Origin of the sequence: Methanobacterium alkalithermotolerans (assembly GCF_018141185.1) — an archaeon.
In the GTDB taxonomy this organism is placed as follows: Archaea; Methanobacteriota; Methanobacteria; order Methanobacteriales; family Methanobacteriaceae; genus Methanobacterium_F; species Methanobacterium_F alkalithermotolerans.
In genome coordinates this window covers 434,566-447,784 of record NZ_CP058560.1, presented here as the reverse complement: position 1 = coordinate 447,784, position 13,219 = coordinate 434,566, and the positions used below count along the sequence as shown (strand labels likewise).

Genomic DNA, 13,219 nt, shown 5'->3' with positions numbered 1-13,219 from the left:
ATTTGATGATTAGGTGGACATCCAATAAAAATTAGGGGGATTTCATTTTTAAAAAGTTAACTGAAGCCCACACCATGATAATAGAAGCCCAGTTTTTTAAGACTATCCGGGTCATAGATCCGGCGACCATCCACCAATAGAGGAAATCATAATTATTTTACTTTTTTATCTTTAAATACTCGTAATGGAGGTAATTTATTATTAAATTTTCTGATTTAAATTTCCCTTTTTGGAAAATTAAAGTGGCTAGAATCTAATTTGGATCTTTTTGATTTGATCTTCCTTTTATTGTTAAATTGGCATGTAATCATCAATACTTAATTTAAATTTAGAATCTCATCCAATACTTACATGGAGGGAAACCAGAATAATCCTTTAAAAGTTCTAGAAATTAAATAAGTTTTAAAAAACTAAATTAAATATTATTAAATCAAATCTGGATTCATGGCAATTTACTTTAAACTTTTTAGTATTCTCCAAGAGGAAAATGTCGAAAAAAGGTAGAAGGAAAAATGGTACAATCAGGAATAAAAATAAAAAATCAGAAAATTTATAATATTCAATCCCCAATTTTTAACATTAATTCAAAAAATATAATTAAGTATAAGTTAATAGAATATACTTGAATATTAGGTAGTAAAATGGAGAGATAAAATGGAATTTGACTTAAGTGCGGCTAATATAGTAGTATTAGCTGAAAAACATAATATATCTATTGTATCTAAAGAATGGTTAGCTCAAAATAGTATATTAGATGGAGAAGTAGTCAATTTCGCTCATCTTCCAGTTGCATCTGTAATTGAAACCAATGATTATAGTTTCTTTGTTGAGGAGAAAAGCTTAAGAGCATCCTTAAAATCAATTAACAATGAAAATTTAGAAAACTTACCAATTATGATTATAGAATATATAAAAAAATTACCTGAAACCCCTTATCGGGCAATAGGACTAAATTTTCTCTATGTAATAAAAGAAAATCAAGAAAAAATAAAAGAAATTATTATGTTAAATGATGAAAATTTGAAGAATATATTTTCTGATAATTATTTATTTGGAGGTATTTTTGAGTTTGATTTTAATAATTTTAAGGTAACTTTAACTTTAAAGCCGAATAATCAAGAAATAAATTGTGATTTTAATTTTCATTTTTCATCATCTGATCCAAATGAAATAATTAAAACTCTAGCTAAATATTGTGAAACAAATAAATATGCTGAAAAAATACTTGGAGAGTTATTAAATGACTACGAAATTTGATACTTCTTGTGGCTTTATTGAGTATCCAGATTCATCTAATGATTTCCACTTAAGTGAAAATAAATGTTTAATGGATTATCAGGATAATCCCGAAACAATTAAAATCATTGACACAGCTTTTAAAAACATAATTTCTGAAAAATATTCTGAAAATCATATTTTTAAAGAAGAAACTACAATGTTTAGATTTGACACTAAATCTTTAAATAAAATTTCAGAATTTATAAAAAATGTGGAAATTAGTTATGAACATCTAATTCCTTCATTAACGATTGGAATAAGTTTTTTAACTGCTGAACATACTTATCAGAAAATATACTATTTGTTAAAAGAAAAAGAACCAAATTTAAGATCAAAACGTAAAATAATTTCTGTCAATGATCTATTTCGAATAAGCAATCCAGATCCAGAATTGATTGAGAAAATTGCCTCAATGCCGTCTAATAACAGTTACAAAGTTAAACTTAAAGTTAAAAGTAGGAAAAAAGGTAAAGCTAGCGTTTATAGATCTGAAACCTTAGTTGATGAGTGATAATATGACTTCATGTTCATCTTCTAATTTTCCGTGGTATGAGATCACTGAAGCAGATCAATCAATTAATCAAGGTGACATAATAAGAAATTGTCCTATTATAATCCCTCCGGGCAAGATTAATGACAATGAAGAAATTGATACTAATTTAGAATATTATACTGTTATTGTAATGAGCCAATCATGCGATTTAGAACAAAATAAAATAAAATTTGTTCTTGCGTGTCCTGTTTATAAACTTGGAGATTTTATTAGTAGAAATGAATTTTATGCCGATAAAAAAAGCAGTTTAAGGCAGGGAAATGTTTTACATTATCAAATGTTAAATGAATGCACAATTTCCGGTTTTGAATGTGAACATTTAATTGTAGATTTTAAAAGAATATTTAGTATAAATTATAAATTTCTTAAAGAATTTGTAAAAGAAAATGGAAATAGGGTTCGTTTATCTCCTCCTTACAGAGAATGGCTCTCTCAAATGTTTGCAAGGTCTTTTATGAGGGTTGGCTTACCTAATAACATAACTCCTTTTGAGGATGAAAATGATACTAAGATAACCTCTTTTTTTAAAGATAAGGGTGCAGAAAAAGTCAATGCTGATGCAGAAGAAGCCCTAGATTTATTTATAGGAAAATTAACCGATGCTTTACTAAAAAAATCAATTGAATTTATGAAAAAAGAGAGTAGAAATATAATTTGTAAATCTGATGTTAATAAATCAATTGAATCTATGAAAGAAGAGGGTATAAACATACTTTAGCATAATAATTTAAAATCTATGATGAAATAAAATTTATTGAAGTATTTTTATATCTGTACTATAGTTTTCTTATATTCTTTAAGGATTTTTCATGATTATTTAATGCATCCTGGATGAGGTTTAACATGTGCCGGGGCATGTGATCATTGATGGATCTACCAGCAGCTATAACCCGGGAGTGATAACCTAATTCCTTGGCCTTTTTTACCAGATAGTAAGGATCTACTGGTAAGCAGTGCCCACCTACTCCTGCTCCTGGATGATAGACATTGAAGTTCCACTTGGTACGGGTTCCTTCTATTACTTCCATCACATCAATTTCTAATCGTTCAAAGATTATGGCTAGCTCATTCATAAGAGCAATGTTTAGGTCTTTTTGGGCGTTTTCTATAACCTTGGTTTATTCTATCTTTCTGGATAATGGGCCAATTCAAATCCTACTGACTTTTAAGTCTGATTTTTAATTACAGGTGGGGTTTATATTTGTTCTTTATTATACAAAAACTGCAATTGGAATTATCTGAATAGCAGGAGCCTGCACTTTGAAGTAAATTTCTTGAATATTGAAATTTGTACTCATATCTCCTAAAGCTCCCGTAAATCCATCAACTATCTCGTCACTTAAACCTACTGCAGTGCCTTCTAATAAATCAATTGAATTATCTCCTTCAACTTTTCTAACTACCTTCCCTAATATTTTAAATTCTCCATTAGGCAATTCGACACCTGAACGATCTCTTATAAATTCACTAAAAAGATAAGTTACAATCTTATGGTCCGGTAAACTCTTTAATTCTATTATATATTTTTGATAGTCCTGATTTTCTAAATCAATACTAATATCTTTTAACATAGTCACCAATGATTGCATATTTTTTAAATCACCATCAGCTTTTCTTTTCAATTCCTTTTTATAGTCTTTTATTTTCTGCTTTGGTATTCCTTTGGGAATAGGGGGATTATTTAAATTATTATAAGGGGGAATTAGTTTTTTTTCAGAAAATTTTATAAATAAATTCATAAGATTGTTGAGGCGAGTAAGAGAATTTACAATAGGATTAGGAATAAATGTCCCTTGTAATTCCACAAAATCAGATTCAACGATGTTTTTCCATGATTCTTGATCTTCCACGCGTTTTATTACACCTATTTCATCTAAATTTTTAATCAAACGATTCATCAAAGAGCCGTATGTATGTACTCTACCCTCTTCTACTTCTCTATTTGATTCATCACTTTCTATTTTGTTTTTAGAACCTTCAATACCTAATTTAAAAAGACTATAAACATTTATACCAAAATTACCTTTTCCAGAGATTCCTGTTGACTGAGTCTGATTGTCCCTTGTAATAGTTTTACTTCCACTACTAAATCCATCTTCCATTGAAGCAAGCAAATCTAACAAAGTATTTGTATCTAAGTAAATAGGTATTGATAAATGCTTTTTTTCTAGCTTGATAGTATATCCTCCTTTAAAAATATGTTAGATTATACAAAATTATTTCAAATTAAATATTATTAGTAAATAATTATTTAATAAGTTTACTTTTATATGATGTGAGTAAACTGTAGGTGAAAATTATACTTTATTATTATTTTCTCTACCAACGGAATCATTATTTTAGTTTAGTTGAATTTAGTTTATAATGTTTAGAAATAACCAATATCACCACAGTCTTTATATTTAGGAAAAAGATTAACATATAGGTATTAAACCAACTAATGATGTTTATTTATAATTTCCATTAATGGAATGATATTTATGAGTTTCAATAATCCTAAAATAGCAATTTATGGCCTGGGATACATAGGCTTACCAACTGCAGCACTATTTGCTACTTCTGGCTTGAAGGTAACTGGTGTGGCTAGAAATAAAAAACGACTAGAATTGATAAATCAGGGTAAATCTCCAATTGAAGAACCTGGACTGGATGAACTGGTGGCAAAAGCAGTATCCATGGAAAATCTTAAGGCAACCGATAAGGGTGAAGCATCGGCGGAAGAAGCCGATGTTATGATAGTAATTGTTCCCACACCCATGGATAAATTTAAACGGGCAGATTTAGATGCGGTTAAATCTACCTGTAAAACTATTTCCAAAGGATTAAAAAAGGGTAACCTGGTTATTATAGAAAGTACAGTACCTCAAGGTACCTGCCAAAATATAGTTATACCTATTCTGGAAGAAAGTGGGCTAAAAGCAGGGGATGATTTTGGTGTTGCCTATACTCCAGAGCGTGCTATACCCAACAACACTCTTTATGAAATGACTCACAATGCCCGGGTTATAGGTGGAATAGATGATGAAAGTGCAGATATGGCCATCACCCTTTACCAGAGAATAACTGAGGGTGAAATAATTAAGGTAAGCAATTTAATAACTGCTGAGACTGTAAAATTAATTGAAAATACTTTCCGTGATGTTAACATTGCATTGGCTAATGAAATAGCCATGATATGTGAGGGGATTGGTGTGGATGCTATTGAAGCCATTAATACTGCTAACCATCATCCCCGGGTGAATATTCACACACCTGGACCGGGAGTGGGAGGGCATTGTCTGGCTATAGATCCCTATTTTATTGTGGAGACTGCAGAAGAACATGGTATGGAAGCACCTATTATTCGTACCTGTAGAAATACCAATGAAGGGATGCCCAATCATGTTACCAAATTAATAATTGATGCGTTAACTGAGGCCGGTAAAAACTTAAGAGATTCTACTATTGGAATATTAGGAGTGGCCTATAAGGGAAATGTGGATGATGCACGGGAAACCCCTGCTGAACCACTAATTAGAATATTAAAAGAAAAAGGAGCAGATGTTTATGCCCATGATCCCCTGGTTAGTGATAATCAGATTGAGGATTTGGGTGCAATTCCATCAGATTATGAAGTAGCACTGGGTTGTGATTGTGTGGTACTGGTAACTGAACATGATTTTTATAAAGATATTAGGCCTGAAATGATTAAAAATAAGGTTTTTGTTTGTACAAGATCCATTTTGAACCTTGATGATTATAAAAATAATACCCTGATATTCAAGGGTGTAGGTAAACCTAATAATTAATATTTAGTACGCTGATTTTTATGAATGATCATATCAAATTTAGTAGTGACGTTTTTTGGGTAGGTTTATCTCAGATTGTGATTTATGCTTTGGCCTTTTTTACTCTTCCTGCTTTAACTAAGAGTTTTGGGTCGGAGTTATATGGTTTGTGGTCGCAAATTGTGGTTACTGTGGGTTTGTTGACTCCAATTTTGACTTTACATTTGAGTACGGCTACGGTTAGGTATTTAGCTTCTGAGAGTGATAAGTATGAGCTTAGTAAATCTTTTATAAATATGCTGGCGCTGATTTTTCTTATTATCCTTTTTGTAGTGTTGTTTTCTGTTTTATTTAGAGATTTTTTGGCCGTATTATTATTTGGTAGTGCCCAGTTTAGTTTTTTTATACTTCTAACTTTTGTTTGGGCGGGTTTGGAAACTATTTTTACTTTTTTACTTTCTTATTTTAGAGCTCGTGGAAAAATTAAAAGGTTATCTTTAATTAATATTTTATTTTCTATTCTTAAGGTTTCTTCGTTAGTGATTCTAGCTAGTATGGGATTTTCTCTAGAGTTTTTGATTATGGTGATTATTTTTATAGAATTATTTTTAGTTATTCTCATTTTTTATTTAATTATGAAGGATGTTGGTTTTAATTGGCCTGATTTTAAGGGTTTGAGGAAGTACTTGAATTTTAGTATTCCTCAGATTCCTAGTGGCGCGTTGTTGTGGATAATTGATTCTAGTGATAGGTATTTTATCACTGCTTTTTTAGGCTTGTCTCAGACAGGTATTTATTCTGCGTCTTATAGTATTGGTAGTTTGATATCGATGTTTTATATTCCTTTGAGTTTTGTTATTTTCCCGATTTTATCTAATTTTTGGGAAAATAATGATATAGAAAATGTAAAGAACTACTTGGAGTATCCTACTAAATTATTTTTGGCTTTAGCTGTTCCTGCTGCGGGAGGCCTATTTGTTTTATCTAAACCATTATTATTAGTTTTAACAACTTCTGAATTTGCTGTAGGTGGTTTGTTAACGTTTCTAGTAGCTCTTGGGACTATTTTTTTGGGTTTGTATCAGATTAATCTTTATATCGTCTATTTGATTGAGAAAACGAAGTTTATTCCTTTTTTTATTGGTTTTAGTACTTTATTTAATATAGTTTTGAATATTGTTTTAATTCCTAGTATTGGGATAATGGGTGCTGCGATTTCGACCATAGTTTCTTATATGATACTGGCATTGGTAGTTATGATTTGGGCTAAAAGACGAATAGATTATAATTTTGATATTATCTTCATAATCAAAGTGATAATATCAAGTATATTTATGATGTTTGTATTGAATTTATTTTATGTAAATAGTCTATTTTCGATTTTTTTGGTAGCTGTGTTGGGGTTTTTAGTTTATTGTGGTTTTCTGTTATTATTTAATCCTTTTAAAAAAAAAGAAAAAAAAATTATCATAGAACTAATTGCTGGTTTTAAGAATTAATGAGGTTAAATAAAAATAGAATTGTAATCTAATTCTATCAAACTGTTTTATCATATATTTTTTTCAGCTTTAAAGCTGACTTATCCCAAGTGTAATCTCTTTCAACAGTTTTTCTAGCTTTTTTACCTAATTTTTTTTGATTTGAATTTAAAATATTTATTAAAGAATCAAATAAATCTTCTTTATTTCCTTTTTCAAATAAGTAACCATTATTTCCATCATTTATTAATTCAGATATTCCACCAACATTACTTCCTAAAACTACTCTTTCCATTGCCATTGCTTCAAGGAGTTTTAGTGGAATTATTGTTTCTGCAGATGGTGAAGATGGCCGCGGAATAATGAAATTATCACAAAGTTGGTAATATAAAGGCATTTGTTCATACGGAACTGTTGGAATATATCTTATTTGAGAATATTTTTTAGATAATTGAATTATTTCTTTTTTAAGAGGTCCGGGACCTATAAAAATAAACGAAATCTCAGGAACTTCATTTATTAAAGAAGGCAAGATTTCAATAATATCTAAAACTCCATTTAATTCATCCATTAAACCCGCGTACATAAATACATTATTAGAAAGATTTAAATTGGTTTTCAATTTATTTATTTCTGAATTCTCTGATTCAATTTTCTTAAATTTAGATATATCCACACCATTTGGTACTACTTTGATCTTATCTGGATCTATATTATAATTAGTCTGGATATTCTGTTTTAATGCATTAGTAAGTGTTATTATTTGTTCGCTTTTTTCCAATATTTTTAATACTTCTAAAAGATATTTTTCATATAAATTTGGAACAATTCCTAAATTAGATAATTTATCCGCATAATGAATTTCAAAAATAAATGGCTTATTAGTTTCATTACTAATTTTAAGAGCATATTGGCCATATGGTGACATGTTATGGCCATGAATTATTTCAAAATTTTCTTTAAGAGCTTTTTTTAGAAAGATTTTTTTATTAATAATAATTTCTTTATAAAACCTGAACGGGGCAATTTTAAATAAATCATTATGATCTAAATTCACTCTCTCAACTTCAATGTTTCCAAAAATACTAGTTTTTTCGGGAATTAAGCTACCTTCTAAAGTTTTATTGGGTGCTAAACATTTAATTTTGCATGGCAACCTTGAAAGTAAATTATATGTTCGGATACTAAGACCCGTGTTATCTGGTAAAAATGTATTAGATAAATTTAATACCTTAATAATAATCTCTCCTTAATCTTCTTCAAAAAATTTTATTCATTCAACATATTATCATATAATTTAATAGTTTTGAGAACTGCGGTATCCCAGTTAAATTTATTGACTTGTTTGAATCCTCTTTTTTTTAACTTAAATTTTAATTTATCATTTTCAGCGATTTGAATAATCTTTTCTGATATTTCATTTGAATTTAAAGGGTTTTTAATAAATAATCCTGCATTTCCAACAATTTCTCTTATAGAACTATTATCTGAAACAATTACAGGAGTTCCACATGCCATGGATTCTAATGGAGGAAATCCAAATCCTTCATACAGTGATGGAAAAACAAATGCACTTGCTGAACTGTATAAAATGGGCAAATCATCATTTTTAACATATCCAGGTATAATAATTCTATTTAAAACATCTTGGAAATTATCACTAAAAGATTTAATGAGGGATAATAAATTTTTCTTATTTATTGGACCAATTAAGACTAGATTATAATCTATATCTTGATAAATATCAATAAAAGATTTAATTAAATTCTTTAGATTTTTTCTTGGATTATCTCCACCAACATATAACAAGTATTTTCTATCTATCCCATATTTTTTTAATATATCCGTATTAGCCTCTCTAGGGAAAAAAATAGTTTTATCTATACCTAAATGGATCACATTAATCTTCGATTTATTGATTTCAAATTCGGATATTAAATCTTTTTTAGTTGAAGTACTAGGAACTATAATTGAATCACTATTTCTAATTAATTTAGGCAATATATTATTAAAATTAAAACGCATTATTCTGCTATGTATTTGGGGCAACAGTACAGGTGCTATGTCATGAACGGTAAGAACAAATTTTTTATTATTATTATTATTATTATTTTTTAATAAAAAAGGTCCTAAGTTGTCTAAATTATGCAATATTGAAATACTTTCATCACTTATTATTTTTTTTAGTAAAATACTACCCATAAAGATTTTAATATTCGGCCTATTTAATAACAAAGGATTTTTAAATACTTTTATATCAAAATCAGATTCCTTTAAACCATTTATCAAATACTCAGAATATTTTGATTCTCCAGTATTAGTATTTGGAGGTATTATCCCAATCATAACATCACATTTATTTTTTTAAAATCCAACTTCCGCCGTTATCAAAGATTTTCGATGTTTTATTATCAAATTCTGTTAATTGCACATATTCCGCAACATTATTAATGTTCATACCTGCATCTCTTCGTAGAATCAAAATTTTATTTGTATTAATTGTATAACCACTAATAAACAAATAGGAAGATTTATTTGAATTTATAGTATCTCTTTCAATAATTCCATGTTTTTGATTACCATCAAGAAAAGTCTGACTATTTAAAATACCCATCTTATTAACATCAGCATAAGATTCAATACTTTGATTTCTGGTTTGATTTAACCAATAATTTGCTTTTATTTCTAGTTCATTGACTTTTGGAAAATCTATTTCTTCATCTAATGCGAATCTACCTAGTTTGGGCTGGTCAAAAATTTGGTATATAAAAGAGGAACTAAATAAAAAGAATATCATTAAAAAAATGGATATATAATGATAATAATTAATCTTAATTTTTTTATTTGTGACTCTTTTGAAGAAATCATTTAAAAATTTTATTAAATTTTTCATTCCTATTACAAATAAAGGTGCTAGAAAGAGCAGTGTAATGTGATATAATCGATCAGAATTCATGGCATTAGAAAAGAATGGTAATATAATGCCTGAAATTGTTATAATTAAACTTGAAATACAAAAAATTTTGAATTCTGGCTTGAAATTATAATTTTTATTTTTTAGAAGACTTAAAACACCAATAACAATGAAAAATTGACTTATTATATGCAAATATCTTTCAATCGAGTTAAAAATCTCCATGTCTCTTGTAACAATATTAGCTGCTTGGGATTTAGAAAAAAGTTCTGTACTTGAACTAATGATATTGTTTGCATAGGTTACCCCAACATTGAAAATCGTAGAACTGGAAACATAAAGAAACCAAGTTATTGAAAACACAATAAACAAAATTATTAGACCATAATTCTTTATAAAAAATGTTTTTGATTTGTTTTTAACTATCTCTATTTTAGCTAAATTATTAAATTTTTTTATTTTTGGGATAACTAAACCTAAAAAAAATCCTAAAATTAATACTAAAATCATAATATATGATAGTCCATAATGGGAAACAATTATAGAAAAACCGAATATTATCATAAATAGTGTACTTTTCATTTTAGATACTTTTGTACTAAATAATGCAAGCAAAAAAAGCATTAAAAATAATTCTGCTATTTGTTGCCTAGGCACAGCAGGCATAACTGTATAGTATACAAACATAGAAATAAAGAAGAATACTGCTAAAAAGGCAATTTTCTTATTTGTTTGTTTCTGGTAAATTTCAAAAAGGCCTAAGGGCACAAGTGAGAAAAAAAAAGGATATATAATCTTAAAAACCCATGATATATCCATTTTTAATATCAGTGAGTATATTGATGGTAAAAATGCTACACTTAACATTCCATTAACATTATTTGGGATAGATAAATCCCAGAAAAAATTTGCTAAAACTAATCTGGAGAAATTGTATTCGGTATTTATATCCGCACCCCACAAATAAAAAGAAACTAAAGAAGTGTAATATAAAATAGTTATTGAAACTATGAAAGTTGTTAAGTAATAATAATTTTCTGGTAAAAATTTAATAATTACTATTGGTAATAAAAATATTACTATTAAAGTTATCATTTGAACAGTATTTATACCAGTTAAATTGAATATGAACGTACCAAATATTGCCAAAAAAGGCATAATTGATAAAAGTAATGTTTTAGAATTTATTAATTCTTTAAGATCCATATATTTAAAATTTTCATATTTTCTATCTCTAAGATAACTTAAAATACTCAAGAATAATACTAAAATACTTAAAGTAGTTATTAAATTTAGTAATGTAATTGGAAGCCTTATCCCAAAAATTGGATAAAATGTATTAATTAAAAATCCCATAATCATTGTTGTTGATAGACTTAATCCAATAGCAAACAAAATAGATTCTATGCCTAAATCATGCAATTTTAAAATTCTAAGAATTAAAAATCCTGGAATAAATGTCAGATAAATAAAACATACTAATTCACGCAAAATTGGAATAGTTATATTAATTATATCTAATCCTATCAATCCCCATACAGAAATTTGTATAGAAAATATGAATATTAAGAATCTTTTAATTGGCCAATCATTCATTTGAAAAGGATTTAAAGCTTTCATATTCTCTCCTTATCTTTTAATACGTCAATGTACAGATTTTCATATTCCTTAACAACTTGACACCAAGTCCTAATTTTTTCACTTAATGGACCTACATTAACATCCGTTTTATATATTTCTAAAATTAAATCGGCAACTACTTTTGGATTTGGAGGATACTCAACACCAAAACATCCAGGTTCATCTAAAAATTCTTTAAGTGCAGTTCTTTTAGTTACTATAGCTGGTGTTCCCATTGCTAAAGATTCTATTACTACTATTCCATAGTTTTCTGATTGTGATAGCAATAATAAAATATCTGCTTTTTTATAATATTCTAGAAGCTTTTCCATATTAGAATTCTGAATAAAACCTTCCCAAATAATAAATTCATTTAAATCTAATTCATCAGCAATTTTTTTTAGCTTATCCCTATATGGTCCTTCACCCACAATTCTTAAACAAACCGGGACTTTTTTTTTGTTGATTAGTTCATTCATTGCTTCCAAGATATATTGTACTCCTTTTAGTTCTAATAAATAACCTACATATAAAAGATTTATCAAACCCTCTTTTTTTTTATTATGAACTGGATTAAAATTGTTTATACCATGAGTAATTATCTTTATTTTTTCTTCAGGAACATTCAAATATTTTTTTAAATTATCTGCTTCAAAATTGGAAGATGCTATGATAATATCTGCCTTTTTAATTGATCGTTTACCTATTAATTGGTTATATATTCCTGAAAAATATTTTCCGGCAAATGTATTACGAGAAAAAATACTATAATGTGGTGATAATATAATTGGTGCCTTTTTATTCATCTTCTTAATAATATGAATAGCTTCAATAGAAAATAAAGTTGTATATCCATGAATATGAATAATATCTGGATTAAGTTCATGAAAATGCTTTTTTAAATATATTGCAAATTCGGGATTTAATCCATAAGTATATTTTTCAAGCCATGAAGAGACTCTAATTATATTAAATTCTTCATAATTTTCTTCGCTTGATAGATTAAAAGGATTTGATTGAAGAACAGTTACTTCATGATTTTTTGAAAGATTATTGGCTATTTCTCGCACTGCTTTATTTATTCCTCCGGGATATGTAGTTTCCATAAAATTTATTAAAAGGATTTTCATAAATTTTCCTCCGAATGAAAATAACTGGTTATATGCTTTAATAATAGAATCCCAAGAATATACTCTAATTAATTTGTATTAGCCATCTTTTTTAATTTTAAATATATGTCCCTATTTCAACATATTATAGCGATTTTTTAATGAATTCTAAAATATAAAGCTGTATTTTTTTCACGATAAATATAAATCATCATGGATTATTAAATCTTTGAAATCATAGTCTAATAAAGAGGATTCGTCCCCAAAATTGCTTGTGAATAGAAGATAAATCTTTTCTAAGATATTCAATAGATTGGTTTTATAAACTCATCCTAAAAATGATATTCTTTGAATTATTGATGATATCATTGATTATATTTTCATAAGCAGGATCTGCACAGTACCCAAAATGATGACTGGTTTTTAGTCTTCATTGGTTGCGTGCTTAGGAATTAATCCAACATTTGCATTGAATAAATCGAATTTGACATTTATTTCGG

The 13,219-nt window shown here is 27.8% G+C and carries 11 protein-coding genes; 5 read left to right on the top strand and 6 right to left on the bottom strand.

What is annotated here, in order from left to right:
- The first annotated feature begins 654 nt into the window (after nucleotides 1–654).
- Genes HYG87_RS02035 through HYG87_RS02025 form a run of 3 tightly spaced genes read left to right on the top strand, consistent with a single transcriptional unit; the run spans nucleotide 655 to nucleotide 2,549 of the window.
- Nucleotides 655–1,257: a hypothetical protein gene (locus tag HYG87_RS02035; protein WP_211533575.1), complete on the top strand. Its 603-nt coding sequence runs from the start codon at nucleotides 655–657 to the stop codon at nucleotides 1,255–1,257.
- The gene (locus HYG87_RS02030; RefSeq protein WP_211533574.1) at nucleotides 1,241–1,789 is read left to right on the top strand and encodes a hypothetical protein; all 549 of its coding nucleotides are present in this window, start codon (nucleotides 1,241–1,243) and stop codon (nucleotides 1,787–1,789) included. Before HYG87_RS02035 ends, HYG87_RS02030 begins: the two co-directional genes overlap by 17 nt.
- A 4-nt stretch (nucleotides 1,790–1,793) precedes the next feature.
- Nucleotides 1,794–2,549 (top strand): hypothetical protein, encoded by a 756-nt coding sequence (locus HYG87_RS02025; RefSeq protein WP_211533573.1) that lies wholly within the window; start codon nucleotides 1,794–1,796, stop codon nucleotides 2,547–2,549.
- Between the two features lie 58 nt (nucleotides 2,550–2,607).
- On the opposite strand, the gene HYG87_RS02020 is transcribed toward HYG87_RS02025, so the two are convergent.
- Complete coding sequence (locus tag HYG87_RS02020; RefSeq protein WP_256438707.1) at nucleotides 2,608–2,940, bottom strand: nucleotide sugar dehydrogenase; 333 nt, start codon at nucleotides 2,938–2,940, stop codon at nucleotides 2,608–2,610.
- A 102-nt stretch (nucleotides 2,941–3,042) separates the two neighbouring features.
- Nucleotides 3,043–3,975 carry a DUF6414 family protein gene (locus tag HYG87_RS02015; RefSeq protein WP_449288518.1) on the bottom strand — a complete coding sequence of 311 codons (933 nt, stop codon included), beginning with the start codon at nucleotides 3,973–3,975 and terminating at the stop codon, nucleotides 3,043–3,045.
- 336 nt (nucleotides 3,976–4,311) lie between these two features.
- Here HYG87_RS02015 and HYG87_RS02010 point away from each other — a divergent pair, with 336 nt between their 5' ends.
- Nucleotides 4,312–5,619 carry a nucleotide sugar dehydrogenase gene (locus tag HYG87_RS02010; protein ID WP_211533571.1) on the top strand — a complete coding sequence of 436 codons (1,308 nt, stop codon included), beginning with the start codon at nucleotides 4,312–4,314 and terminating at the stop codon, nucleotides 5,617–5,619.
- 20 nt (nucleotides 5,620–5,639) lie between these two features.
- Complete coding sequence (locus HYG87_RS02005; RefSeq protein ID WP_211533570.1) at nucleotides 5,640–7,097, top strand: oligosaccharide flippase family protein; 1,458 nt, start codon at nucleotides 5,640–5,642, stop codon at nucleotides 7,095–7,097.
- Nucleotides 7,098–7,134: 37 nt separating this feature from the next.
- Here HYG87_RS02005 and HYG87_RS02000 read toward each other — a convergent pair whose 3' ends face one another.
- The 4 genes from HYG87_RS02000 to HYG87_RS01985 all read right to left on the bottom strand — a co-directional run bounded on the left by HYG87_RS02000 (nucleotide 7,135) and on the right by HYG87_RS01985 (nucleotide 12,740).
- Nucleotides 7,135–8,232 carry a glycosyltransferase family 4 protein gene (locus tag HYG87_RS02000; RefSeq protein ID WP_211533569.1) on the bottom strand — a complete coding sequence of 366 codons (1,098 nt, stop codon included), beginning with the start codon at nucleotides 8,230–8,232 and terminating at the stop codon, nucleotides 7,135–7,137.
- 113 nt (nucleotides 8,233–8,345) lie between these two features.
- The gene (locus HYG87_RS01995; RefSeq protein WP_211533568.1) at nucleotides 8,346–9,422 is read right to left on the bottom strand and encodes a glycosyltransferase family 4 protein; all 1,077 of its coding nucleotides are present in this window, start codon (nucleotides 9,420–9,422) and stop codon (nucleotides 8,346–8,348) included.
- Nucleotides 9,423–9,432: 10 nt separating this feature from the next.
- A complete protein-coding gene (locus HYG87_RS01990) occupies nucleotides 9,433–11,610 on the bottom strand; it encodes a DUF2206 domain-containing protein (RefSeq protein WP_211533567.1) in 2,178 nt (725 codons plus the stop codon).
- Nucleotides 11,607–12,740 carry a glycosyltransferase family 4 protein gene (locus HYG87_RS01985; RefSeq protein ID WP_211533566.1) on the bottom strand — a complete coding sequence of 378 codons (1,134 nt, stop codon included), beginning with the start codon at nucleotides 12,738–12,740 and terminating at the stop codon, nucleotides 11,607–11,609. The genes HYG87_RS01990 and HYG87_RS01985 overlap by 4 nt, the downstream gene beginning before the upstream one ends.
- Nucleotides 12,741–13,219: the final 479 nt, after the last annotated feature.